The sequence below is a fragment of the Iodidimonas sp. SYSU 1G8 genome, from assembly GCF_039655775.1.
Lineage (GTDB): Bacteria > Pseudomonadota > Alphaproteobacteria > SMXS01 > SMXS01 > RI-34.
On the sequence record NZ_JBBYXJ010000002.1, the window covers coordinates 283,589 to 307,622 of the forward strand.

Here is a 24,034-nt window from a genome sequence, read left to right on the forward strand (position 1 = left end):
TCCGCGCAAATTTCGGACCTCGGGCCTGGAGCACGGCCTGGTGAGCAAGGGGCGGAAACAGTGAACAGTTTCGAACTAAACAAGATCGCGGGGGCGGTGCTGTTCGCAATGCTTATCGTCATGGGCATTCGCGAAGTGAACAACATCGTCAACCACGAGCCGGAAGTGGCCGTGAAGGGCTACAATGTCCCCGGCGTGGAAGCGACGGAAGAGGCGGGCGCCGCGGCGCCCAAGGTCGAGCCGCTGGCGGTCCTGCTGGCCAAGGGCAGCCCTGAAGAAGGCGCCAAGGTCTTCAAGAAGTGCATGGCCTGCCACACCATCGAGCAGGGAGGTCCCAATCGCGTGGGCCCGAACCTCTACAATACGATCGGCAGCCATTTCGCCCATATCGACGGGTTCAACTATTCCGACGCCATGAAGAACCATGGCGGCAACTGGACCTACGAGGACATGGATCACTGGCTGGCCAATCCGAAAACCTTCATTCCGGGTAACAAGATGGGCTTCGCCGGCCTGTCCGATGCTCAGGACCGCGCCAACGTGATCCTGTACATGCGTGCCAACACCGCCAATCCGCCGCCGCTGCCCGAGCCTCCGGCCGAAGCACCGGCCGAAGAGGCGCCCGCCGAAGGCGCGGCTCCGGCCGAGGGCGCCCCGGCCGATGCCGCGGCCCCCGAGGGCGAGGCTCCCGCGGCCCCGGCCGAACCGGCCCCCGCCGGCTGATCCACGGCAAGACACATCGGGAAAGGGGCTGCTTCGGCGGCCCCTTTTTTTGCGTCCGCCGTTCCCGGTGTTATATCCTCCCCACCGGTTCGACAAACGAGGCATTCCCGATGAGAAAAGCGCTTCTGGCCGCCAGCCTGGTGTTTTGCACCGCCGTGGCCCATGCTCAGCAGCCGGCGGCACGCTCCGACCAGGGCATCCGCACCGTTCACGCCCTGTCGCTCATCGGTGAACCGGAAAACAAGCCCGGCTTCAGCCATTTCCCCTACGTCAACCCGGACGCGCCCAAGGGCGGCACCGCGCGGCAGGCCATCGCCCCGGCCAGCTTCGACAACCTCAATCCTTTCACCATCGCGGGATCGCCCGCCGCGGGCATCCTCGGGCTGGTCTATGAAACCCTGACCACCGAATCGGCCGATGAAAGCACGGCCGAATATCCGCTGATCGCCGAAAGCATCACCCTGCCGGCCGATTTCTCCTGGGTCGAGTTCACCCTCAATGCCAAGGCCCGGTGGCATGACGGCAAGCCGATCACCCCGGACGACGTCATCTTTTCGTTCAACGTGCTGATGGAAAAGGGTCAGCCCTTTTTCGCCCAGTACTATCACAACGTGAAAAAGGCCGAGAAGACGGGCCCGCGCAAGGTACGGTTCACCTTTGACCAGGCCGGCAACCGCGAGTTGCCCATGATCATGGGCCAGCTGCCGGTCCTGCCGAAACATTACTGGCAGAACCGCAAGTTCGAAACGCCCACCCTTGAGGCGCCGCTGGGCAGCGGGCCCTACAAGGTCGCCGACGTGAAGCCGGGCCGTTCCATCGAATATGTCCGGGTGAAGGACTACTGGGGCGCCGATCTGCCCTCACGGCGCGGCCAGTTCAATTTCGACCGTCTCTCCTACGAATATTTCCAGGACGAGACTGTCCGGCTGGAGGCGTTCAAGGCCGGCAAGTTCGATTTCATCAGCGAGAACACCGCCAAGAACTGGGCGACCCAGTACGATTTTCCCGCCATCCGCGACGGGCGGGTGAAGAAGGAAGAGGTCCGGCACAAATCGCCGACCGGGATGCAGGCCTATGTGTTCAACCTGCGCCGTCCGTTGTTCCAGGATGTGCGGGTGCGCGAGGCGCTCGCCCTCGCCTACGACTTCGAGTGGACCAACAAGAACATGTTCTACGGCCAGTACACCCGGACCCAGAGCTACTTTTCCAATTCGGACCTGGCCAGCAGCGGCCTCCCCTCCAATGACGAGCTGAAGCTGCTTCAACCCTTGAAGGCCAAGGTGCCGTCCGCCGTCTTCAAGCAGGCCTTCAAGGCGCCCGAGACCGATGGCTCCGGCAACAACCGCGCCAATCTGCGCAAGGCCGCGATCCTGCTCCAGCAGGCCGGCTGGGAGGTTCGAGGCGGTGTCCTGACCCATAAGCAGACCGGCCAGCAACTGAAGTTCGAGATCCTGCTGGTTCAGCCCATGTTCGAGCGCGTGACGCTGCCCTTCATCGAAAATCTCAAACGTCTCGGCGTGGCCGCGAATATCCGCATCGTCGATCCCTCACAGTACAAGGAGCGCGAGGACCGGTTCGATTTCGACATGATGGTCGGCTCGTTCGGCCAGTCGGAATCTCCCGGCAACGAACAGCGCGAATTCTGGGGCTCCGAGGCCGCGGGCCGGCCGGGCAGCCGGAACGTGATCGGCATCCGCAACCCGGCGGTCGATGCGCTGATCGAAAAGATCATCTACGCGCGTGACCGCGACAGCCTGATCACGGCGACCCACGCGCTCGACCGGGTGCTGCTCGCCAACCATTACGTCATTCCCATGTATCACACGCGCGTTTTCCGCATCGCGTACTGGGACAGGTTCGGCCGGCCGGCACGGTTTCCCGCCTATAGCCATGGTTTTCCCGTGACGTGGTGGTTCGATGCGGGCAAGGATGCCGCCCTGAGGAAGAAAGGCTCGTAAGGACAGGATGTAACGGCGCATGGATGCCGCTATGATCGCCCCATGAGAGCCTTCATCCCGGCCGCGCTCGCGGCGTTCCTCGCATTCTCCGGCACCGCGACCTGCATGGCGCAGGGCGCGGTCTCCCATGGTCTTTCCGCGTTCGGCGAGCTTAAATATACCGCCGGGTTCAAGCATTTCGACTATGTGAACCCGGCGGCGCCCAAGGGCGGCACCCTTGCGCTGACGCCCGATGGCGGCAGCGGTAGCTTCGACAGCCTCAACGCCTTCATTCTGGAAGGTGACTACCCGCAGGGCATCCAGAACGCCGACCCCCGCAGCCTCGTCTTCGATTCCCTGATGACCCGCGCCTGGGACGAGCCCGACGCGGTCTATGGCCTCGTCGCCGAGAGCGCCGAACTGGCGCCGGACCGGACCTGGGCCATCTTCAATCTTCGTCCCCAGGCTAAGTGGCATGACGGGACGCCGATCACCGCCGCCGATGTGGTCTTCACCTTCAAGGCACTGAAGGAAAAAGGCCATCCGCAATTCGCCGTGGTGCTGGCCGATGTGCTGAAGGCCGAGGCTCTTGGTCCGCGCCGGGTGAAATTCAGTTTCGATCCCAAAGGCGCCGTCCGTGACCTGCCCATGACCGTAGCCGAGCTGCCGATCCTGTCCAAGGCCTATTACGACAAGCACGATTTCACCAAACCGTCGCTGACGCCGCCGCTCACCAGCGGACCCTACAAGTTCGGCAAGGTCGTCTCCGGTTCCGCGATCACCTATGAACGGGTGAAGACCTATTGGGGCAAGGATCTGCCGGTGAACGTAGGGCGGATGAATTTCGATGCGGTCCGTGTCGAGTATTTCCGCGACCGCGCCATCGCCATGGAAGCCTTCCTTGCTGGCGCCTACGATTTCCGCGAGGAATACACTTCCAAGACCTGGGCGACCGAATACAAGGGCCCCGGAATCGACCGGAAATGGATCCTGCGCGACACGCTGAAGGACAACCGTCCCTCGGGCGCCCAGGTGTTCTTCATCAATCTGCGGCGCGACAAGTTCAAGGACGTGCGGGTGCGCGAGGCGCTCGACCTCGCCTTCGACTTCGAATGGACCAACCGCGCCATCTTCTACGGCGCCTATGGCCGCACCAGCAGTATCTTCGAGAATTCCGAACTTGCCGCCAAGGGCATGCCCAGCGCGGCCGAGCTGAGGCTGCTCGAACCCTTCCGCAAGCAGGTGCCCGCCGCCGTCTTCGGCCCGGCCTATACCCCGCCGAAGAGCGATGGCAACGGCGCCAATCGCGACAATCTGCGCAAGGCGGCCCTGCTGCTGCGCGAGGCGGGCTTCACCGTGAGGAACGGCGTCGTCACAACGCCGGACGGCAAGCCCTTCACCGTCGAGATCCTCAACTATGAACCCGGCTTCGAGCGTGTCTTCCTGCCCTATATCGAAAGCCTCAAGCGCATTGGCATCCAGGCCAGCCTGCGCACGGTCGACCCGGCCCAGTACGAGCAGCGCATCAAGCAGTTCGATTTCGACATGACCACCACCCGCCTGTCCCAACCGCTGACGCCGGGTGTCGAGCAGCGGGCCCTGTGGTCCTCGGCGGCGGCCGATACGGTCGGCAGCTTCAACAAGGGTGGCATCAAGGACCCGGTGGTCGATGCCTTGCTGACCCAGATCATCAACGCCAGGGACCGGCCCTCGCTGATCGCCGCATGCCGGGCGCTCGACCGGGTGCTGATGCACAATCACTACATGGTGCCGCAATACTACAAGGGCAGCCACACCATCGCCTGGTGGGACCGCTACGGCCGGCCCGCGCGGAAGCCGGCCTATTCGCGGGGCACCATTGATCTCTGGTGGCTGGACGCGGACAAGGCCGCGAAGCTGGCCGCGGCGCGGGGCAAGAACTGATGGCCGCCTATATCCTGCGCCGGCTGCTGCTGATCATTCCCACCTTGCTGGGTATCATGATCATCAATTTCGCCATCGTCCAGGTGGCGCCCGGCGGACCGGTCGAACAGATGATCGCCCAGATCACCGGCGCGGATGCGGGCGCCACGGCCCGTCTCGGCGGCGGCGCGGGCGGTGACATGGGTACGGCGGGCCGTCAGGCGGAACTGGGCGGGCAGGGCGCCGGCGGCGCCGAGGTGAAGTATCGCGGCGCCCAGGGACTGGATCCGGCGCTCATCGCCCGGATCGAAAAGCAGTTCGGCTTCGACAAGCCGGCCCATGAGCGCTTCTTCATCATGGTGCGCGACTATCTCCAGTTCGATTTCGGCACCAGCTTCTTCAAGGGACGCCCTGTCATGGAGTTGATCCTCGACAAGCTGCCGGTGTCCATCTCGCTGGGTCTCTGGACGACCCTGCTCGTCTACCTGATCTCCATCCCTTTGGGCATCCGCAAGGCCGTGCGCGACGGCAGCCGTTTCGACACCTGGACCAGCGCGGTGATCGTCGTCGGCTATGCCATCCCCAGCTTCCTGTTCGCGGTGCTGCTGATCGTGCTGTTCGCCGGTGGCTCCTACTGGGACCTGTTCCCGCTGCGCGGGCTCACCTCGGACAATTGGGCCGACATGGGCTGGTGGGCGCGCATCGGCGATTATTTCTGGCACATCACCCTGCCCGTCATCGCCATGACCATCGGCGGCTTCGCCAGCCTGACCATGCTGACCAAGAATTCCTTCCTCGACGAGATCAACAAGCAATACGTCATGACCGCGCGCGCCAAGGGCCTGACCGAGCACCGGGTGCTGTACGGCCACGTCTTCCGCAACGCCATGCTGATCGTCATCGCCGGCTTTCCCGCCGCTTTCGTCAGCATCCTGTTCACCAACTCGCTGCTGATCGAATTCATCTTTTCGCTGGACGGACTCGGTCTGCTGTCGTTCGAGGCGCTGATCCAGCGCGACTATCCGATCATCTTCGGCTCGCTCTACGTTTTCACCCTTATCGGCTTGCTGATGAAGCTGATCGGCGACATCACTTATGTCTGGGTGGACCCGCGCATCGACTTCAATTCGCGGGAGGTCGCATGAACGCGCCCGCGGCCGCAGAAGCAGCGCCGACCGCGCGGCGCCGGTTCCTGTTCTGGAAGATGACGCCCATCAACGAACGGCGCTGGGCCAGCTTCAAGCGCAACCGGCGCGGTTATTGGGCGCTGTGGATCTTCGGTATCCTGTTCGGCCTCTCGCTCTTCGCCGAATTCATCGCCAACGAGCGGCCGCTCCTCGTCCAGTACAAGAATGAACTCTACGTTCCCGTGCTTCGCGACTATCCCGAGACCGTGTTCGGCGGCTTCTTCGAAACGCCGACGGATTACCGCGATCCCTATGTCCAGGATCTCATCAAGGCCGAGGGTGGATGGCTGGTCTGGCCGTTGATTCCGTATAGCGAGAACACCATCAACCGGAACATTCCCGTGCCCGCGCCCGCGCCGCCGAGTTGGGACAACGTGCTGGGAACAGACGATCAGGCGCGCGATGTTGCGGCCCGCATCATCTATGGCTTCCGGATTTCCGTGCTCTTCGGCCTGCTGCTCACCCTGTTCGCCTCGGTCATTGGTGTCTGGGCCGGCGCCATCCAGGGTTATTTCGGCGGCAAGATCGATCTCTATGCCCAGCGTTTCGTCGAAATCTGGTCGGGCCTGCCCGAGCTGTTCCTGCTGATTATCCTGTCCAGTATCGTCACGCCGAATTTCTGGTGGCTGCTCGGCATCATGGTCATTTTCCGATGGGTGACCCTGGTCGACGTGGTGCGCGCCGAATTCCTGCGCGCCCGCAACTTCGATTATGTCCGCGCCGCGCGCGCGCTGGGCCTCGGCAACGGCAGAATCATGTTCCGCCATGTGCTGCCCAACGCCATGGTGGCGACGCTCACCTTCATGCCCTTCATCCTCAATGGCTCCATCGCCACCCTGACCTCGCTCGATTTCCTGGGCTTTGGCCTGCCGCCGGGATCCGCGTCGCTGGGCGAGTTGCTCAAACAGGGCAAGAACAACCTGCAGGCGCCCTGGCTCGGCATTTCCTCGTTCCTGGTGCTGGCGTTCATGCTGAGCCTGCTGATCTTCATCGGCGAGGCGGTGCGCGACGCCTTCGACCCGCGCAAGACCTTCGGAGGCCGCAAATGAGCCTGCTCGAGGTCAAGGACCTGTCGGTCAATTTCAATTCGGAAGGCCGCATCGTCGAGGCCGTGCGCCACGTGTCGTTCTCCATCAACCGGGGCGAGACATTGGCGCTGGTGGGAGAATCCGGCTCCGGCAAGTCGGTCAGCGCGCTCTCTGTCCTGCAGTTGCTGCCCTATCCCAACGCGGCGCACCCGAACGGATCGATCCGTTTCGAGGGCACGGAACTGGTGGGCGCCGATGAGAAGACGCTGCGCACCATCCGAGGCAACCGCATCTCCATCATCTTCCAGGAACCGCTGACCTCGCTCAATCCGCTGCATACGGTCGAGCAGCAGATCGGCGAGGTGCTCGCCATCCATAAGGGCATGCGGCCGCAGGCGGCGCGCGTTCGCATCATCGAGCTGCTGACCCTGGTCGGCCTTGCCAACGTCACCGAGCGGCTGAGGGCCTATCCGCACGAGCTGTCCGGCGGACAGCGCCAACGGGTGATGATCGCCATGGCGCTGGCCAACGAGCCGGACCTGCTGATCGCCGACGAACCGACCACCGCGCTCGACGTGACCATCCAGGCCCAGATTCTCGCCCTTTTGCGTGACCTGCAGCAGCGTCTCGGCATGGCGATCCTGATGATCACCCACGATCTGGGCATCGTCGAGAAGTTCACGGACCGGGTCTGCGTCATGACCCATGGCGAGATCGTCGAAGCCGGGAATTCTCGCGAGGTCTTCGCCGCCCCTCGCCATCCCTACACACAGAAGCTGCTGGCCTCGGCGCCGCGGGGAAGGCCCGCCCCCAAGCCCGCGGATCTGCCGCTGCTGGTCGAGACCAATGGACTCAAGGTCCATTTCCCGATCAAGGGTGGCCTGCTGCGCAAGACCGTCGATTACGTGCGCGCGGTGGACGATGTCAGTATCGCCATTCCCGCCGGCACCACCCTCGGGGTCGTCGGTGAATCCGGTTCCGGCAAGACCACGCTCGGTCTGGCCATCCTGCGGCTGCTCGCCAGCAAGGGGCCGATCCGCTTCGCGGGGAGCGATATTTCCGGCTATGGCTTCGAAGAGATGCGGCCACTCCGCCGCGAGATGCAGATCGTGTTCCAGGACCCGTTCGGCTCGCTCAGCCCGCGCCTGTCGCTGACGGAGATCGTCGCCGAAGGCCTTTCCATCCACGAACCAGGCTTGAGCGAGGCCGAAATCGACGCCCGTGTCGTCGAGGCGCTGGGCGAGGTCGGGCTCGATCCGGCCATGCGGCACCGCTACCCCCATGAATTCTCCGGCGGCCAGCGCCAGCGTATTTCCATCGCCCGGGCGCTGGTCCTGAAGCCGCGCTTCGTGGTGCTCGACGAGCCGACATCAGCACTCGACATGTCGGTGCAGGCCCAGATCGTCGATCTGCTGCGCGATCTGCAGACGCGCCATAACCTGACCTACCTGTTCATCAGTCACGATCTTCGGGTGGTCCGCGCCCTGTCCGACCACGTGCTGGTCATGAAGGACGGCAAGGTGGTCGAACACGGCCAGGCCGAGCGCGTCTTCGAACATCCGCAAACGGACTATACGCGCGCGCTGATGGCGGCGGCCTTCAACCTGGAAGTGGCCCACGCGGACGCCGTGGGAAGCTGAACCCGCCGTCTCAGTGGGTCCGGGCGCCCGTGTCGACCAGCCGCCGGATGGCCGTCACCGGCACCGGGTTTTTCTTGGCGATTTCGGCCACCACGTACCGCAGCGGATGCGGCGAGACCATCATGTCCCAGGCATTGGCGTGCAGCAGCACGCCGTCGTCGATGACAAGGCCGACATGGCCCGGGAAGAACACCAGGTCGCCGCGCTGGGCCAGCCGGGCATCCGGCTCGACCGCTTCGCCAAGGCTCGCGGCCTGCATGTCGCTGTCGCGCGGGCAGTTCAGGATGCCGGCGAATTGTAGCGACACCTGCACCAGACCCGAGCAATCCAGACCCAGGCTGGTCTTGCCGCCCCACAGATAGGGCACGCCGATGAAGCGGATGGCCGTGGTCAGGTAGTCGGCTTCCATTTCGTCGACCGGCTTCAGGTGGTCGGTGAAGACGTAGCCGCCCGCATCGATCGCGGTAAACTCGCCTTCCTCGCCGGCAAACGACACGGTGGCACCCAGGCTGATGGCGCCCAGCACCTGCGACTTCAGGTCGGGCCTGGCATAGATGAAGGTGCGGATGGCGCCGACCTTGTGGGTGCCCGGCGCGCCAAGGTCGCCCAGCGCGACGCTGGGCATGTAGCCCACATAGCCATCGGCATCGAGCTGGCCCCAGGACCAACCGTGCTTTTCCTCATAGACGGTGAAGCCTTCGCCCATCAGCGCCTCGGTGAGACGCCCCGACGCGGTATCCGGCTTGCTGTGCAGCGGCGCATAGGACAGCCGCACCTGCTTGCGCACACCCTTGGCGTAGTGCGGCACCTTGATGACCGAGCGGAGATAATCGGCGGCCAGGTCCTCGCGCGCCGGAGTCAGGCGCGGATCGCCCTTCATGGCAGCCTCCTCAGGCGTCGGAACCCGCCGTCACGATGATGTCGGAGAGCTGCCCGAGATAGCTGGTACCGCGCGGCGTGCGTTCGATCAGCACGTTCCGCTTGTCGGTCATGTCGCGCCGCCGTTTCAGCAGCCCGAGCCGTCCGAGCGTGTCGAGCGCGCGGGTGACAACCGGCTTGGTGATATCCAGTTCCGCTGCCAGACCACGAACCGTGTGCGGTCCGGATGTCAGATACACGGTCAGCAGGATCGCCATCTGACGCGACGTCAGATCGTGCGTTTCCTCGCCGCGCACCAGCGTGCTCATTGTGTTCAGCCAGAGGCTTAACGCTTGGGGATTTGTCAGTTGTAGGGTCATAGAAAGAGTATCGGGTTGCGTCCATAGTTTACAAGCGCCCCCAAGGCTTAATTTTCGCACGCGAAACGTTTGACGATCATCTCAAACGCGGCGCGCATGGCCATTGCCTCGCCCCCAACAGTACGACCGTAACGTTTTTCAGGGTTCCAGGCATAAATGTCCAGATGAATCCATCGTTCCGGGTCGGCGACGAATTTTTTCAGAAAAAGTCCCGCGACGACCGCGCCGGCGAAAGGACCGCCATCATTGCGCATATCCGCGATGTTGCTTTTCAGATTGTCCGCGTAGTTTTGCCACAGCGGCAGGCGCCAGACGGGATCCGCCGAAACCCGGGCCGCCTCGGTGAAGGCAGCCGCCAGATCCTCGCCATCGGTGAAGAAGGGCGGCACCTCGGGGCCCAGCGCCGAGCGCGCGGCGCCGGTCAACGTGGCGAAATCGATCAGCAGCGCCGGGTCTTCCTCGCAGGCCAGCGCCAGCGCATCGGCCAGGATCAGGCGGCCCTCGGCGTCGGTGTTGCCGATTTCGATGGTGAGCCCCTTGCGTGAGGCGATCACGTCGCTCGGTCGGAACGCGTTGCCCGAGATGCTGTTCTCCACCGCCGGGATCAGCACACGCAGGCGCACCGGCAGATTCATGGCTGCGATCATCTGCGCCAGGCCGAGGACATGCGCGGCGCCGCCCATGTCTTTTTTCATCAGCGCCATGGACGAGCCCGGCTTGATGTCGTAGCCGCCGGTGTCGAAGCACACGCCCTTGCCGACCAGCGTCACCTTGGGATGGGACGGATCGCCCCAGCGCAGATCGATCAGGCGCGGCGCGCGGACGCTGCCCTTGCCGACCTCGTAGATGGCCGGGAAATTTTCGTCCAGCAGGTCTTCGCCGATCGTGGTGGTGGCCTCGGCACCGATCCGCGCGGCCAGATCGAGCGCCTCGCGCTCCAGGTCGGCGGGGCCCATGTCATTGGCCGGTGTATTGACAAGGTCCCGCACGAGGAAGGTCGCCTTTGCCGCGGCCGTCGCATAGGCGATGTCGCAGCCCTCCGGCACAACCAGATGCGGATGGGCCTTGCTTGGCCCGCCATCCGACATGCGGTAGCGCTCGAAACGATAGGTGCCCAATGCCCAGCCCAGCGCGGCCGTAGTGGCGAAGGCGCCATCCGGCACGGTATCGAAGGCATAAGTGCCCGCCGGCAATGAGACTGGCAAGGCGGTGAAGGGCCAGGGCGACAGCGGCGCGGCGGGCAGCGCGGCGCCCAGACCCATCAGCACGCGGGCGATGCCGCCTTCACCGTCCGGGATCGTCACGATCTGCCCGGTCTGCGCCTTGAAACCCTGCAGGTCGGCCCATTTGCGTACGGCGTCCGGTTGTTGCGGCAGCCAGTCGGTCAGGGTGGCGGCGGTCAGGGCGGTGATGGTGATGGTGTCTGGGGGGCGCTGATCGGTCAGAAAGTCGAACACGGCATTCTCCTGGTCGTCTCCCGTATGTACTTCACTGCGGCCATGCCGCCAAGGGCGGCCTGTGCGCTGATGGCTGCACATTTCCCAGGCGGATGCGCGCAGGTGCTCAAAAATTGCACAGCCATGCCCATGGATTGTCCGCCGCGCCGCGCCTGACGTCTCTGGATCAGCGATTCCCGCCCAAATCCGACGCTGGCACGGGAGTTGCTAGGTAGAGGCTATAGGGTGGCTAGGGTTCCGGTGCGGTCAGGCCGCGCGACTGGTCCGAGAGCCGCCGCCCGGTCGGTGAACAGCGGCCGGGTACACGGCGGGACAAAAGCCCGGGAGGTCATCGTGATGCAAGGGATTGGCATCATACACTCGGCCTCGCCAATCCCCCAGACCAGCAGCCGTATTGTGGAGGATTGGAACTATGCAGAAGAAATCCAGGTTCGTCGCCGCGCTCGCCATCGCCGCCATGACCCTCACCGCGTTCGCCGCCCCGGCCAGCGCGGAGAAGAAAACCGAATTCAAGCTGGCGTGGTCCATCTATGTGGGCTGGATGCCCTGGGGCTGGGCCGCCGACAATGGGATCGTGAAGAAGTGGGCGGACAAGTACGGCATCACCATCGACGTGGTGCAGTTCAACGACTACGTCGAGTCCATCAACCAGTACACCGCCGGCGCCTATGACGGCGTGACGGCGACCAACATGGACACGCTGGCCATTCCGTCGGTCGGCGGCGTCGATACGACGGCGCTGATCGTCGGCGACTTCTCCAACGGCAACGACGCCATCATCCTCAAGGGCAAGACCAAGCTGGCCGACATCGTTGGTCAGAAGGTCAACCTGGTGGAGCTTTCCGTGTCGCATTACCTGCTGGCGCGCGCGCTGGAGAGCATCGGCAAGTCGGAGAAGGACGTCACCGTCGTCAACACCTCGGATGCCGACATGGTCGCCGCGTGGAACACCAAGGACGTGACGTCGGTCGTGACCTGGAACCCGCTGGTCGCGGAGATCGCCGCCCTTCCAGGCGCCAACAAGGTCTTCGATTCCAGCAAGATCCCCGGGGAGATCATCGACCTTACCGTGGTCAATACCCAGACCCTGAAAGACAATCCCAATCTCGGCCGGGCGCTGACCGGCGCCTGGTACGAAACCATGGCGATCATGAGCTCCAATACGCCCGAGGGCAAAGCCGCCCGCGAGGCCATGGGCAAGGCGTCCGGCACGGATCTGGCGGGCTACGACATGCAGCTCGCCTCGACCAAGATGTTCTACATGCCGGCGCAGGGCGTCGAATTCGCCATGGGCGCGAGCCTGCCCAAGACCATGGATTCGGTGCGCAACTTCCTGTTCGCTCACGGCTTGCTCGGTCAGGGCGCGCCGAGCGCCGACGTGGTCGGCATCTCCTTCCCCGACGGCAAGGTGCTGGGCGACGCGGGCAACGTGAAGCTGCGCTTTACTGCCGCCTACATGAACGAAGCAGCCAAGGCGGCGAAGTAACGGTCACGGGCAGTCAGCCGGACAGCAGGCAAGCATGCGCAGGCGTCTCATCAATGCCCATCCGACACGGGGTGTCGCGGTCTTCCTCGCCGCGCTCCCCTTCCTGCTCCTCCTCTTCGCCTATGTGGTGGGGTCGGAGGCGCGGCTGGCGGAAAACCCGAACGACAAGCTTTTGCCGTCGTTCTCCAGCATCGGCCAGGGTTTCGCGCGCATGGCGTTCGAGGCCGACGCCCGGACCGGAGACGTCCTGTTGTGGGTCGATACCGCCGCCAGCCTCGCCCGGCTGATGGCGGGCCTTGCCATCGCCACCCTGCTTGCCGGCACGCTGGGCGTCGCCATCGGCCTGCTGCCGTACATGCGGGCCTCGTTCAACTCCTTCGTCGCCGTTCTGGCCATGATCCCGCCGCTGGCCATCCTGCCGATCCTGTTCATCATCTTCGGTCTGGGCGAAACCTCGAAGATCGCGCTGATCGTCATCGGTGTCGCCCCGGTGATCATGCGGGACATGATCCTGCGGGTCGAGGAACTGCCCCGCGAGCTGATGGTCAAGGCGCAGACCCTCGGCGCGTCCACCTGGCAGATCGCCCTGCGCGTGGTGGTGCCGCAGATGCTGCCGCGCCTCATCGATTCGGTCCGCCTGTCGCTTTGCTCGGCATGGCTGTTCCTGATCGCGGCGGAGGCGATCGCCTCCCAGTCGGGCCTTGGCTATCGCATCTTCCTGCTGCGCCGGTACCTCGCCATGGACACCATCCTCCCCTATGTGGCGTGGATCACCCTGCTGGCCTTCCTGCTGGATTTTGGTCTGCGCAAGCTGCAGGACCGCGCCTTCCCCTGGTTCGCCGAAGGAAGGAAGCAGCGATGACCGCCGTCAGCGTCAAGAACGTCTGGAAGGAATATGACGGGCGCATCGTGCTCGAGCATGTCTCGCTCGAGGTCGAGCCTCACTCCTTCGTCTCGCTGGTCGGCCCGTCCGGCTGTGGCAAGTCCACCTTCCTGCGCATGCTGCTCAGCGCCGAGACGCCGACGCGGGGCACCATTCTCGTCGATGGCGAGGCCCTGCCGGAAGAACCCACCGCCGATCGCGGCGTGGTGTTCCAGCGCTATTCGGTATTCCCGCACCTGACCGTGCTGGAAAACGTGGTCGTCGGCCTGGAATTCGCCGGCGCGCCACTGACCGGGCATTTTTTCGGCAAGGCCCGCCGCAAGGCGCGCGAGGATGCCGCCGAAATTCTCACCGCCGTGGGGCTGGGCGACTTTCTGTCGCTCTATCCGACCCAGCTTTCGGGCGGCATGCAGCAGCGCCTCGCCATCGCGCAGGCGCTGATCAAGCGGCCCAAGATCTTGTTGCTGGACGAGCCCTTCGGCGCCCTCGATCCGGGAATCCGCGCCGAGATTCACGTGCTCATGCTCAAGCTGTGGCGCGAAACCAAGATGACCGTCTTCATGGTCACCCACGACCTGTCCGAGGCCTTCCACCTCGGCACCCGTGTCATCGCCTTCGACCGGCCCCGCAACCGGCCGGAGGAGCGTGACCGGTACGGCGCTACCATCACCCACGATCTGGCGGTCTGGCCGCCCAAGTATCCGGTTTCGGATACGGATATTGCCCCCGGCGGGACGGCCCGCCTGCTCGACGAGTTCGGGGCATTGCCGGGACGGCCCGGTGTCGGTCAGTAAAGGAGACAACGCATGACCGCGCTTGACCAAGCAACACCCGAGGAAAACCGCGCCCGCTACGAGGCGCTGAAGGCCGGGGCCCACGAGAAGTCGCCGCGTCTGGCGCAGGCCGCGCAGGAGCCGTCGAACCCGGCGCGCATCAAGCCGAAGAAGGTGCTGCACCGCGAGCTGATCCCCGGCGGCTGGTATTGGAGCACCATCGTGCCGCGCGGCGAGACTCTTCGGATCGTCAATGGCGGCACCGGCAGCGTTTCCGCCCTGTTCTGGAACGCCGATGACACCAGCGAGCGGTATAATGCGGGCGACACTGTGAAGATTCAGTGGCACGCGCACCTTTCGAAGGGCCGGGTGCTGTTCTCCGACATGGGCCGGGTGCTCATGTCCATCACCGACGACACCTGCGGCCGGCACGATTTCATCGCCGGCGGATCGACGCCGTTCAGCAACCGGCGCCGCTATGGCGACGACAGCCTGCGCAACAGCCGCGACAATTTCCGGCTCGCCGCCGGCAAGTACGGCATGGGCGTCAAGGACGTCGCGCCCTGCATGACTTTCTTCGCGGGCGTCACCACCGGGGCGAACGGGCATTTCCAGTGGACCGGCGGCCACGACCGCGCCGGCGACTACGTGGATCTGCGGGCCGAGATGAACGTGCTCGCGGTGCTCTCCAACTGTCCTCATCCGCTCGATCCCGCGCCCCAATACGCGCCGAAATCCGTCGAGGCGATCCTTTGGCGCTCGCCCGAGCCGGACGAGGACGATCTGTGCCGGACGGCGACCGAGGAAGCGGTGCGCGGGTTCGAGAACACGGACCCGCTGTTCGGCGGCCGGGCTTAGGAGACGGCCCATGACCCTGTTCATCGATCGCGACTACGCCGCCGCCACCTATGATTTCACCATTCCCGCCCGCAAGCCGTGGTCCGGCCAGCTCCGCAAGGGCCAGGTGCTGCGGATCGTCGACCTGGAAGGCCAGCAGGCGGTGGATACGCTGCTGTACAATCTCTCCAACACCACCGAACGCTATAGCGCGCAGGACACGCTGACGGCCCAGGGCGCGGCCTATATCGAGGCCGGCACGGCGCTGATGTCGAACGAAGGCAACGTGATGGCCACGGTGATCGCCGACACCTGCGGCCGGCACGATACCTCGGCCGGTGCCTGTTCTTGCGAGAGCAACACGGTGCGTTTCGGCCATCACACCCGCTACATGCACGCCTGCCGCGAGAACTTCCTGCTGGAAGTGTCGAAGTACGGCATGACCAAGCGCGACATCGTCGGCAACATCAACTTCTTCATGAACGTGCCGATCATGCCCGATGGCGAGGTGACCATCGACGACGGCATCTCGGCGCCGCTGGGCTATGTGGATCTACGCGCCGACATGGACTTGCTGGTGGTGATCTCCAACTGCCCCCAGGTCAACAACCCGTGCAACGGGTTCAACCCCACGCCCGTCCGTGTCCTGGTCTGGGACTCGGCGGTCTGAGGGGAGACATTATCATGTTCGACAAGGTCCTGATCGCGAACCGGGGCGAAATCGCCTGCCGGGTCATTTGCTCCCTGCGCCGCATGGGCATCGCCTCGGTCGCCGTCTATTCGGACGCCGACCGGCATGCCCGGCATGTCCTCATGGCCGACGAGGCGGTGCGGGTCGGCCCGGCGCCCGCTGCGGAAAGCTACCTCAACCAGCAGGCCATCATCGACGCCTGCCTGTCCACCGGCGCCCAGGCGGTCCATCCGGGCTATGGCTTCTTGTCCGAGAATCCGGCATTCGCCGAGAAGCTGGCCCTGCATGGCATCCGCTTCATCGGTCCCGGCGCCGAGCACATGCGCAGCTTCGGCCTCAAGCACACCGCCCGCGCTCTCGCCCAGAACAGCGGCGTGCCGCTGCTGCCCGGCACCGGCTTGCTGGCCGATGTGAACGAGGCGCTCGCGGCCGCTGCGACTATCGGTTATCCGGTGATGCTGAAAAGCACGGCGGGCGGCGGCGGCATCGGCATGGTGCTCTGCCACGAGGACACCGAACTGGCGACCCGCTACGAGGAGGTGAAGCGGCTCAGCCAGAACAATTTCGGCGATGCCGGCCTGTTCATCGAGAAATTCGTCAGCCGGGCCCGCCATATCGAGGTGCAGATCTTCGGCGATGGGCGCGGCCATGTGGTTGCCCTGGGCGAGCGCGACTGTTCCCTGCAGCGGCGCAACCAGAAGGTCGTCGAGGAAACCCCGGCGCCGCATCTGCCGGCGCAGGTCCGCCTCGATCTGCACGCCTCGGCCATCGCGCTCGGGCAGACGGTGAATTACGAATCCGCCGGCACGGTCGAGTTCGTCTACGACGTCGATGCCGACGCCTTCTACTTCCTCGAGGTGAACACCCGCCTGCAGGTCGAGCACTGCGTGACCGAGGAAGTGTTCGGCGTCGATCTGGTGGAATGGATGGTGCGCCAGGCCGCGGGCGAATACCCGGCGCTGGACATTCCGGCGGGCTACCCGAAAGGCGCGGCCATCGAGGTCCGTATCTATGCCGAGGACCCGGCCAAGGACTTCCGACCCAGCGCTGGCCGTCTGACCGCGGTAAAGTTTCCCTGCAATGCCCGCGTCGACGGATGGGTCGAGTCGGGGACAGAGGTGCCGCCCTACTACGATCCCATGCTGGCCAAGCTGATCGTGTCGGGGCCGACCCGCGCCGCCGCCGTCGAGGCGCTCGCCGAGGCGCTCGACCGCTCCAGCCTCTACGGCATCGAGACCAATCTGGCCTATCTGCGAGAGATCGCCCGCTCGCCCGTGTTCCGCGAGGGCAAGGCCATCACGGCGACGCTGAAAAGCTTCCCTTTCCAGTCCAGATCCATCGAGGTGCTCGCCCCCGGCGCCCAGTCCAGCATCCAGGACTGGCCGGGCCGGATCGGCTACTGGAACGTGGGCGTGCCGCCGAGCGGGCCCATGGACGCGCTGTCCTTCCGCCTCGCGAACCGGCTGGTCGGCAATCCCGAAGGCGCGCCCGGGCTGGAAATCACCCTCACCGGCCCGACCCTGCGTTTCGGCTGCGACGCGGTCATCGCGCTGGGCGGGGCGAGGCTGAAGGCCACGCTGGACGGCGCCCCCGTCGCCTGGTGGCGCTCGCTGCCGGTGAAGGCCGGGCAGGTGCTGGCGCTGGGCGGCATCGAGGGCGCGGGCAACCGGGCCTATCTGGCGGTCGCCGGCGGGTTTGACGTGCCGGACTATCTGGGCTCGGGCGCGACCTTCGGCCTGGGCGGTTTCGGCGGCCATTCGACCGGGACGCTGAAGACCGGCGACGTGCTGCGGCTGAACGGCACGGACGCGCCGTACATCCCGCAGGTGCTCCGCGAGGACGCGCTGCCGCCGCTGACGCGCCAGTGGGAAATCGGCGTGCTCTACGGCCCGCACGGCGCGCCCGACTTCTTCACCGATGGCGACATCGAGACCTTCTTTTCCAGCGAGTACGAGGTCCATTTCAACAGCTCGCGCACCGGCGTGCGGCTGATCGGACCCCGGCCGCAATGGGCGCGGGCCGATGGCGGCGAAGCGGGTCTTCACCCGTCCAACATCCACGACAATGCCTATGCCATCGGCGCCATCGACTTCACGGGCGACATGCCGATCATCCTGGGTCCGGACGGGCCGAGCCTGGGCGGCTTCGTCTGCCCGGCGGTGATCGTCGATGCCGAATTGTGGAAGACGGGCCAGCTCAAGCCTGGCGACAAGGTCCGCTTCCGCCGCATCGGGCTGGAAGAGGCGGCCTCCCTGCGCCGGGTGCAGGATGCCTCGGTGCTGAACCTCGACGCGCCGCGTCCGGTCGCCGCGCCGGTGCGCCACCAGCACGACGCGGTCCTCGAGCGCCGCGAGGATCATGGGATTCCGGTCTGCTACCGGGTGGCCGGCGATTCCTACCTTCTGGTGGAATATGGTCCGCTGGTGCTGGACATCACCCTGCGCATGCGCGTGCACAGCCTGATGCAGGCCATCGAGGCGCAGGACTGGCCGGGGATCATCGACCTGACGCCGGGAATCCGGTCGCTGCAGATCCACTATGACAGTCTCGCCTTGCCGCTCGCCCGGCTGCTCGACGGTCTCAAGGATCTGGAGCGCGGCCTGCCGGCGGTCGAGGACATGCGCGTGCCGTCGCGCATCGTCCATCTGCCGCTGTCGTGGAACGACGATCAGGCCCAGCTCGCGGCCCAAAAGTACATGGAACTGGTGCGTCCGGACGCGCCGTGGTGCCCGTCCAATATCGAGTTCATCCGCCGCATCAACGGCCTTGACAGCATCGACGATGTGTATCGGCTGTTCTTCGATGCCAGCTACATGGTGCTCGGGCTGGGCGACGTCTATCTCGGCGCGCCCGTCGCCACCCCGGTCGACCCCCGCCACCGGTTGGTCACCACCAAGTACAATCCGGCCCGCACCTGGACGCCCGAGAACGCGGTGGGCATCGGCGGCGCCTATCTGTGCATCTACGGCATGGAAGGGCCGGGCGGTTACCAGCTCGTCGGCCGCACCATCCAGGTGTGGAACACCTGGCGCCAGCCGAAGCCGTTCGAGCCGAGAGTGCCGTGGCTGCTGCGCTTCTTCGACCAGATCCGCTTCTTCCCGGTCTCGGCCGAGGAATTGCTGGAGGCCCGCGCCGATTTCCCCCATGGCCGCTACAAGGTGGACATCGAGGAAACCAGCTTCAGCGTGCAGGAGTACAACCATTTCCTCGCGGCGAACGCCGAGGGCATCGGCGCCTTCAAGACCCGCCAGCAGACCGCCTTCGAGGCCGAGCGCCAGCGCTGGGCCGAACAGGGCCTCGCCACCTATGTGGGCGAGGAAACCGTCGCCGCGGTGATTGATGAAAGCGCGCTGCCGGACGGCTCGGTCGGCGTCGAATCCCACGTGCCGGGCAATGTCTGGAAGCTGATGGTCGAACCCGGCCAGAGCGTCGCCGCCGGCGACACCCTTGTCATCGTCGAATCCATGAAGATGGAGCTGTCCATCACCGCCCCCGTGGCCGGTGTGGTCAGTGAATATCGCTGCCAGCCCGGCAGGCCGGTCCAGGCCGGTCAGGTCGTGGCCGTACTGAAAGCCGCCTGATGCCGATTTCGTCCCTGCAGATCGAAGACCTCCTCGCCGCCTACCGCGAAGCGCGGGCCACGCCCGAACAGGTAATCCACGCGGTTTATGACCGCATCGACGCCTGGCCCGACAAGGCCGTCTGGATCAGCCTGTTCCCGCGCGAGGAGGCGCTGGCACGGGCGCGGGCGCTGGCGGAACGGCCCGAGGGCATCGACGGCCTGCCGCTCTACGGCATTCCCTTCGCGGTGAAGGACAATATAGATTGCGCCGGACTGCCGACCACGGCGGCCTGCCCCGACTACGCCTACCAGCCCTGGGAGAACGCGACGGCCGTCCAGCGTCTGCTCGATGCCGGCGCGATCGCCATCGGCAAGACGAACCTGGATCAGTTCGCCACCGGCCTCAACGGCACGCGCTCGCCCTATGGCGCGCCGCGCTGTGTCTTCGACGGCGAGTATATCTCGGGCGGCTCCAGTTCGGGATCGGCGGTGGCCGTCGCCGCCGGGCTGGTGTCCTTCGCCCTGGGCACGGACACGGCAGGATCGGGACGGGTCCCGGCCGCGCTGAACAACATCGTCGGCGTCAAGCCGACCAAGGGCCTGCTGAGCACGGCGGGCGTGGTGCCGGCCTGCCGCTCGCTCGACTGCGTCACCGTCTTCGCCCTGAATGTGGGCGACGGCAACCGGGTGCGCCGCATCTCGCAGGCCAATGATGGCGACGATCCCTACGGCCGGACCTTGACGCCCCGGCCGCTCCCCCTGCGCGGCTTCCGCTTCGGCGTGCTGGCGGGAGAGGACCGCAAGTTCTGCGGCGACCGGGATGCCGCGGGACTCTATGACCGGGCCTGCGAACGGCTGGCCAGCCTCGGCGGGCAGGCGGTCGAGATCGACTATCAGCCCTTCGCGGCGGCGGCGGCGCTGCTCTATGACGGCCCGTGGGTGGCCGAACGGCTGGCGGCGATCCAGACCTTCTTCAACACCAGTCCCGGCGCCATCAACCCGGTGGTGCGCCAGATCATCCAGGGCGGCCGGCGCTTCACCTCGGTCGATGCGTTCGAGGGCCAGTACCGGCTGAAGGCGCTGGAGCGCGTCGCCGCGCGGGAGTGGGAAAAAATCGACTTCATGTTGCTGCCGACCTGCCCCACCACCTACACGGTGGCCGAGATGGAGGCCAATCCCATCGAGTACAACGCCAATCTGGGCCTCTACACCAACTTCGTGAACCTGCTGGACTGCTGCGGCGTCGCCGTGCCCGCCGGCCGTCGCCGCGACGGCCTGCCGCTCGGCGTCACCCTGATCGGCCCGGCCTTCACCGACGATGCGCTCGCCGTGCTGGCCGACCGGCTGCACCGGGCGCTGGTGGAAACCGCCGGCGCGACAGGACAGGGGCTGTCGGCCCGGTCGCTGGTGCCCGAGCCGGCGCCCGCCGCCTATGTGGATCTGGCCGTGGTCGGCGCGCATCTGCGCGGCATGCCGCTGCATCACCAGCTGACCGAACTGGACGCCCTGTTCGTGCGCGCCTGCCGCACCGCCGCGCCGTACCGCCTCTACGCCCTGCCCAACACCGAACCGGCCAAGCCCGGCCTGATCCGCGAGCCGGGATATGCCGGCAAGGGCGTCGAGGTGGAAGTGTGGCGGCTGACCGAGGCGGCCTTCGGCCGCTTCGTCGGCCGCATCCCGGGCCCGCTCGGCATCGGCACTGTCGAGCTCGAGGACGGCTCCAGCGTGAAAAGCTTCCTGTGCGAGGAATGGGCCGTACGCGGCGCCGAGGACATCACCGGGTTTGGTGGCTGGAAGGCGTATTGCACCGCGTTGACCATCAAGGCGGGGGCTGCGTCGGCGGGTTGATGGGCGGCTCCCGAACGGGCGTCATCCCCACACTCGATAGGCAGGTCAGATATCTTCGGCAAAGCCGAATGTCTGCTATCGACCCATTGCAGACATTTCCAGTCCGATACATGCTGTGGATCATATCCGAGGCGCCAATGAGACTGCTACGCAGGTGGGAATTCGTGTACCTCAGCGCGGTGCTCGCCGGAGTCATATGCTTTGCCAGACGAGATATCCCAGCCAAGCTTGCGAGTGATGCTGACACACTAGGCGTTTTTGGAGTCCCTACACTGGTGGCGGCCGTGGTCTGGCTGGCGCTCGCCTTCGTGCGATTTTGGCTGGTCAGCAAGGGCGCGCACCAAACGTGAACGTCCGCCATCCGCCCCAACCTGTCAGACTGATCACGACCCTTCGCAGCACAGAACCTCTGGGCTAACCTGGCGGTGTAATGTTCGATGCTCAGCCTCAGCGAACTTGTAGGATGACCCAAAGGACTGGCACCAGAAACGCGGGGACAAGGGTTATGCCCACAGATATGAATAACCCGAGATAAAAAATCTTGGAACGGAAAGCCTCAGTTCTGGTCGGATCGCCGCCCGACCACATTAACTCCGTCGCCCATCCGAGAGTGTAGGCAACATTCGCAGCGATGGCATACAGCGGAACGAAGATGAAGAGCGCCATTGGCTCAATCGCATCTTCTCCAGGCCTAAGCAATTTCGCGCCCGCAACCTGCAGGATGGTGATGGTTATCAACCCGGTGATCGCCAATACGAGATTATAAGGGGCTCGGCGAAGCTCCCACCATAATACGCATTGGCCGGCTGGTTTCATTCCATAGAGGATAGATGCGATCCATCGGTTTTGCATTTGAGAACATCCAACGATGTCCTCTTTCCACCCAGACCGGCCAGGCTGGATACGACCCATTGCGGACCTATCGACTACGGCAGTAGCGTAACGTCCATCTCTTGAGGTTTTCAGTGATGAATATCGAGCATGTTGTTTCGGGAAAGGGAGCGCTATGTCGCTCCATACTCGAAAGCCTTCCAGAGTGGTTCGCGATACCGAGGGCCGTGACTCAATATTGCGAGGATGCTGAGCAGCTTCCAATGCTGAGGTGTCGTGCTGACGGCGAACTGATCGCCTTCACGTCTCTCAAGCATCACACTGCATACGCAACCGAAATTAGTGTCATGGGCGTTAGGCGAGAGTTTCATCGCCAAGGCATAGGTCGGGCCATGTTGGCCGAAGCTGAGGATTACGTTAGAGGGCTGGGCGGCACCTATCTGACCGTGAAAACGCTGGCAGCTTCAAACCCGGACCCCAGCTACCAAAGCACTCGTCAATTTTACGAAGGCATTGGCTTTATGCCGGTGGAAATCTTTCCAACGCTGTGGGGTGATACGAACCCTTGTCTCTTGGTGATCCGGCCGGTCCGGTGAGAGTTATTCTTTATCCAGCCCCATCAGCTCCCCGGCTGCATCCGACCCATTGCGGACCGTTTGTAGCTCGCTCTACTCTGCGTGCATGTTCAACCCACCCTCATTAGCCGATGCTGTGAAAGCGCGTGCCTTTCATGCGCAAAGCGGCGAGCTTGGTTTGCACCTAGGCGACGCTCGTTCATTCCTGGATGCTTGCCGGCATGACGGCATTGAAGTGTTGGGTTGGGAGCTTTGGGTTATCGATCATGTTTGGGGAACCGTCGAGAATGGCCCCGTCCCGGCACCCGGTCTATGGTGCGGCTTAATCCCTTTTCGAGGTGAACTCGCGCCGGCGATCGTCGGTGGAGAGGGTGATGCCGATGCCACACAGAATCAGTTGGCGGCGATTGATCTCAACGTCCAAGTTGAACCGATATGGATTTTCTACGTGCGGGTAAACTTCACCCTGGCGGACTAGCAATGTCCATGTCCCCTAACCACCCTGAACGGAAAGGCTGATGACGGCCCACTGCAGACACTAACGCATAAACACGAAGACCTCTGCGTCCGTCCCTAATGGCGAATGGGCGCCCCGGATGGCGCCACCTTGAAAATCTTCCTGTGCGCGGCAGGGAGAATGCGCCATCAAAGCGGGGCTGGATTGACGCAGGCGGCGTTGTCGATGCGCAGTTCGGCGCCGTTGATGAACTTGGATTCGTCCGAGGCGAGGAACAGCACCGTGTTGCCCACATCCATCGGCTCCCCCAAGCCCGGACCGGGTTTTGTCTCGACCGGGTTCTGCTGGATCTGGCTGGCCTCGCCGGTGGTCTGCGCGCGCAGGCCCAGCACCAGCGGCGTGACGATCACGCCGGGCAGCAGGCAGTTCACGCGGATCCTGTAGCCCTCTTGCTGGCAATGGATCGCCGCGGCATTGGTCATCGACCGCACCGCGCCCTTGCAGGCGGCATAGGCGAAGACCTCCTTGTAGCCCATGAGCGCCGTGGTCGAGGCCATGTTGATGATCGAGCCGGGCTTGCCGTTCCGCTTGATGGTCTCGATGCCGTATTTCAGACCCAGATAGGTGCCGTCCATGTGGATGCGCTGGTGAAGCTGATAGTCGTCCCAGCTGCATGTCTCCACATTGCCGGGCCGGACCATGCCGGCATTGTTGACCACCACGTTGAGTTCGCCGAAATGATCGAGCGTCCGCGCGATGACCCGCTCCCACTGGCTTCGCTCGGCGACATCATGTTCGATGAAGATGGCGTTGCAGCCCGCCTGTTGCGCGGTTTCCTCGCCGCCCTTTTGGTCGATGTCCGTGATGACGACCCGCGCGCCCTCGCGCGCCAGCGCCAGCACGTCCGCCCGCCCTAGGCCCGAGCCGCCGCCCGTGACCAGACACACCTTGTCCTGCACCCGTCCCATGAACCGGCCTT

The 24,034-nt window shown here is 64.7% G+C and carries 20 protein-coding genes and 1 riboswitch; of the genes, 15 read left to right on the plus strand and 5 right to left on the minus strand.

What is annotated here, in order from left to right:
• Nucleotides 1-60 precede the first annotated feature (60 nt).
• The 6 genes from WJU17_RS12445 to WJU17_RS12470 all read left to right on the plus strand — a co-directional run bounded on the left by WJU17_RS12445 (nucleotide 61) and on the right by WJU17_RS12470 (nucleotide 8,417).
• Entirely contained in the window at nucleotides 61-723 is a 663-nt protein-coding gene (locus tag WJU17_RS12445) for a cytochrome c family protein (protein WP_346327722.1), read from the plus strand.
• Between the two features lie 110 nt (nucleotides 724-833).
• Nucleotides 834-2,681 (plus strand): extracellular solute-binding protein, encoded by a 1,848-nt coding sequence (locus tag WJU17_RS12450; protein ID WP_346327723.1) that lies wholly within the window; start codon nucleotides 834-836, stop codon nucleotides 2,679-2,681.
• 42 nt (nucleotides 2,682-2,723) lie between these two features.
• Nucleotides 2,724-4,583: an extracellular solute-binding protein gene (locus WJU17_RS12455; protein ID WP_346327724.1), complete on the plus strand. Its 1,860-nt coding sequence runs from the start codon at nucleotides 2,724-2,726 to the stop codon at nucleotides 4,581-4,583.
• The gene (locus WJU17_RS12460) at nucleotides 4,583-5,707 is read left to right on the plus strand and encodes a microcin C ABC transporter permease YejB (RefSeq protein WP_346327725.1); all 1,125 of its coding nucleotides are present in this window, start codon (nucleotides 4,583-4,585) and stop codon (nucleotides 5,705-5,707) included. The genes WJU17_RS12455 and WJU17_RS12460 overlap by 1 nt, the downstream gene beginning before the upstream one ends.
• A 59-nt stretch (nucleotides 5,708-5,766) precedes the next feature.
• A complete protein-coding gene (locus tag WJU17_RS12465; RefSeq protein ID WP_346328946.1) occupies nucleotides 5,767-6,798 on the plus strand; it encodes an ABC transporter permease in 1,032 nt (343 codons plus the stop codon).
• Entirely contained in the window at nucleotides 6,795-8,417 is a 1,623-nt protein-coding gene (locus WJU17_RS12470) for an ABC transporter ATP-binding protein (protein WP_346327726.1), read from the plus strand. Before WJU17_RS12465 ends, WJU17_RS12470 begins: the two co-directional genes overlap by 4 nt.
• Before the next feature lie 10 nt (nucleotides 8,418-8,427).
• Here WJU17_RS12470 and WJU17_RS12475 read toward each other — a convergent pair whose 3' ends face one another.
• From WJU17_RS12475 to WJU17_RS12485, 3 genes are all read right to left on the minus strand, one after another.
• Nucleotides 8,428-9,297, minus strand: a complete 870-nt coding sequence (locus WJU17_RS12475; RefSeq protein ID WP_346327727.1) for an NlpC/P60 family protein — start codon at nucleotides 9,295-9,297, stop codon at nucleotides 8,428-8,430.
• Between the two features lie 10 nt (nucleotides 9,298-9,307).
• A complete protein-coding gene (locus tag WJU17_RS12480) occupies nucleotides 9,308-9,604 on the minus strand; it encodes a MarR family transcriptional regulator (protein WP_346327728.1) in 297 nt (98 codons plus the stop codon).
• Between the two features lie 98 nt (nucleotides 9,605-9,702).
• Nucleotides 9,703-11,112 carry a leucyl aminopeptidase family protein gene (locus WJU17_RS12485; RefSeq protein ID WP_346327729.1) on the minus strand — a complete coding sequence of 470 codons (1,410 nt, stop codon included), beginning with the start codon at nucleotides 11,110-11,112 and terminating at the stop codon, nucleotides 9,703-9,705.
• A 218-nt stretch (nucleotides 11,113-11,330) separates the two neighbouring features.
• Nucleotides 11,331-11,441: riboswitch (guanidine-I (ykkC/yxkD leader) on the plus strand.
• Between the two features lie 83 nt (nucleotides 11,442-11,524).
• Between WJU17_RS12485 and WJU17_RS12490 the strand changes: the two genes are divergently transcribed.
• Genes WJU17_RS12490 through atzF form a run of 7 tightly spaced genes read left to right on the plus strand, consistent with a single transcriptional unit; the run spans nucleotide 11,525 to nucleotide 21,192 of the window.
• Nucleotides 11,525-12,598, plus strand: a complete 1,074-nt coding sequence (locus tag WJU17_RS12490) for a putative urea ABC transporter substrate-binding protein (RefSeq protein WP_346327730.1) — start codon at nucleotides 11,525-11,527, stop codon at nucleotides 12,596-12,598.
• A gap of 34 nt (nucleotides 12,599-12,632) precedes the next feature.
• Nucleotides 12,633-13,460, plus strand: coding sequence for an ABC transporter permease (locus WJU17_RS12495; RefSeq protein WP_346327731.1), 828 nt, complete (start codon nucleotides 12,633-12,635; stop codon nucleotides 13,458-13,460).
• The gene (locus WJU17_RS12500; RefSeq protein WP_346327732.1) at nucleotides 13,457-14,275 is read left to right on the plus strand and encodes an ABC transporter ATP-binding protein; all 819 of its coding nucleotides are present in this window, start codon (nucleotides 13,457-13,459) and stop codon (nucleotides 14,273-14,275) included. Before WJU17_RS12495 ends, WJU17_RS12500 begins: the two co-directional genes overlap by 4 nt.
• A gap of 12 nt (nucleotides 14,276-14,287) precedes the next feature.
• Nucleotides 14,288-15,112 (plus strand): urea amidolyase associated protein UAAP1, encoded by an 825-nt coding sequence (locus WJU17_RS12505; RefSeq protein WP_346327733.1) that lies wholly within the window; start codon nucleotides 14,288-14,290, stop codon nucleotides 15,110-15,112.
• 10 nt (nucleotides 15,113-15,122) lie between these two features.
• Nucleotides 15,123-15,761, plus strand: a complete 639-nt coding sequence (locus tag WJU17_RS12510) for an urea amidolyase associated protein UAAP2 (RefSeq protein WP_346327734.1) — start codon at nucleotides 15,123-15,125, stop codon at nucleotides 15,759-15,761.
• Between the two features lie 14 nt (nucleotides 15,762-15,775).
• Nucleotides 15,776-19,363: an urea carboxylase gene (gene uca / locus WJU17_RS12515; protein WP_346327735.1), complete on the plus strand. Its 3,588-nt coding sequence runs from the start codon at nucleotides 15,776-15,778 to the stop codon at nucleotides 19,361-19,363.
• Nucleotides 19,360-21,192 (plus strand): allophanate hydrolase, encoded by a 1,833-nt coding sequence (atzF, locus tag WJU17_RS12520; protein WP_346328947.1) that lies wholly within the window; start codon nucleotides 19,360-19,362, stop codon nucleotides 21,190-21,192. The genes uca and atzF overlap by 4 nt, the downstream gene beginning before the upstream one ends.
• Nucleotides 21,193-21,639: 447 nt before the next feature.
• On the opposite strand, the gene WJU17_RS12525 is transcribed toward atzF, so the two are convergent.
• Nucleotides 21,640-22,104: a hypothetical protein gene (locus tag WJU17_RS12525; protein ID WP_346327736.1), complete on the minus strand. Its 465-nt coding sequence runs from the start codon at nucleotides 22,102-22,104 to the stop codon at nucleotides 21,640-21,642.
• Between the two features lie 56 nt (nucleotides 22,105-22,160).
• On the opposite strand from WJU17_RS12525, the gene WJU17_RS12530 reads away from it, so the two are divergent.
• Together WJU17_RS12530 and WJU17_RS12535 are read left to right on the plus strand one after the other, a co-directional pair.
• Nucleotides 22,161-22,619 (plus strand): GNAT family N-acetyltransferase, encoded by a 459-nt coding sequence (locus tag WJU17_RS12530; protein WP_346327737.1) that lies wholly within the window; start codon nucleotides 22,161-22,163, stop codon nucleotides 22,617-22,619.
• 85 nt (nucleotides 22,620-22,704) lie between these two features.
• Complete coding sequence (locus tag WJU17_RS12535; protein WP_346327738.1) at nucleotides 22,705-23,076, plus strand: hypothetical protein; 372 nt, start codon at nucleotides 22,705-22,707, stop codon at nucleotides 23,074-23,076.
• Nucleotides 23,077-23,243: 167 nt separating this feature from the next.
• Here the strand turns inward: WJU17_RS12535 and WJU17_RS12540 are convergent, their stop codons facing one another.
• Nucleotides 23,244-24,023 carry an SDR family oxidoreductase gene (locus tag WJU17_RS12540; protein WP_346327739.1) on the minus strand — a complete coding sequence of 260 codons (780 nt, stop codon included), beginning with the start codon at nucleotides 24,021-24,023 and terminating at the stop codon, nucleotides 23,244-23,246.
• Between the last annotated feature and the right edge of the window lie 11 nt (nucleotides 24,024-24,034).

Coding starts and splice junctions, on each gene's coding strand:
- WJU17_RS12450 (WP_346327723.1), top strand. CDS start 834: ATGAGAAAAGCGCTTCTGGCCGCCAGCCTGGTGTTTTGCACCGCCGTG.
- WJU17_RS12455 (WP_346327724.1), top strand. CDS start 2,724: ATGAGAGCCTTCATCCCGGCCGCGCTCGCGGCGTTCCTCGCATTCTCC.
- WJU17_RS12460 (WP_346327725.1), top strand. CDS start 4,583: ATGGCCGCCTATATCCTGCGCCGGCTGCTGCTGATCATTCCCACCTTG.
- WJU17_RS12465 (WP_346328946.1), top strand. CDS start 5,767: ATGACGCCCATCAACGAACGGCGCTGGGCCAGCTTCAAGCGCAACCGG.
- WJU17_RS12470 (WP_346327726.1), top strand. CDS start 6,795: ATGAGCCTGCTCGAGGTCAAGGACCTGTCGGTCAATTTCAATTCGGAA.
- WJU17_RS12475 (WP_346327727.1), bottom strand. CDS start 9,297: ATGAAGGGCGATCCGCGCCTGACTCCGGCGCGCGAGGACCTGGCCGCC.
- WJU17_RS12480 (WP_346327728.1), bottom strand. CDS start 9,604: ATGAGCACGCTGGTGCGCGGCGAGGAAACGCACGATCTGACGTCGCGT.
- WJU17_RS12490 (WP_346327730.1), top strand. CDS start 11,525: ATGCAGAAGAAATCCAGGTTCGTCGCCGCGCTCGCCATCGCCGCCATG.
- WJU17_RS12495 (WP_346327731.1), top strand. CDS start 12,633: ATGCGCAGGCGTCTCATCAATGCCCATCCGACACGGGGTGTCGCGGTC.
- WJU17_RS12500 (WP_346327732.1), top strand. CDS start 13,457: ATGACCGCCGTCAGCGTCAAGAACGTCTGGAAGGAATATGACGGGCGC.
- WJU17_RS12505 (WP_346327733.1), top strand. CDS start 14,288: ATGACCGCGCTTGACCAAGCAACACCCGAGGAAAACCGCGCCCGCTAC.
- WJU17_RS12510 (WP_346327734.1), top strand. CDS start 15,123: ATGACCCTGTTCATCGATCGCGACTACGCCGCCGCCACCTATGATTTC.
- uca (WP_346327735.1), top strand. CDS start 15,776: ATGTTCGACAAGGTCCTGATCGCGAACCGGGGCGAAATCGCCTGCCGG.
- WJU17_RS12525 (WP_346327736.1), bottom strand. CDS start 22,104: ATGGGTCGTATCCAGCCTGGCCGGTCTGGGTGGAAAGAGGACATCGTT.
- WJU17_RS12530 (WP_346327737.1), top strand. CDS start 22,161: ATGAATATCGAGCATGTTGTTTCGGGAAAGGGAGCGCTATGTCGCTCC.
- WJU17_RS12535 (WP_346327738.1), top strand. CDS start 22,705: ATGTTCAACCCACCCTCATTAGCCGATGCTGTGAAAGCGCGTGCCTTT.
- WJU17_RS12540 (WP_346327739.1), bottom strand. CDS start 24,023: ATGGGACGGGTGCAGGACAAGGTGTGTCTGGTCACGGGCGGCGGCTCG.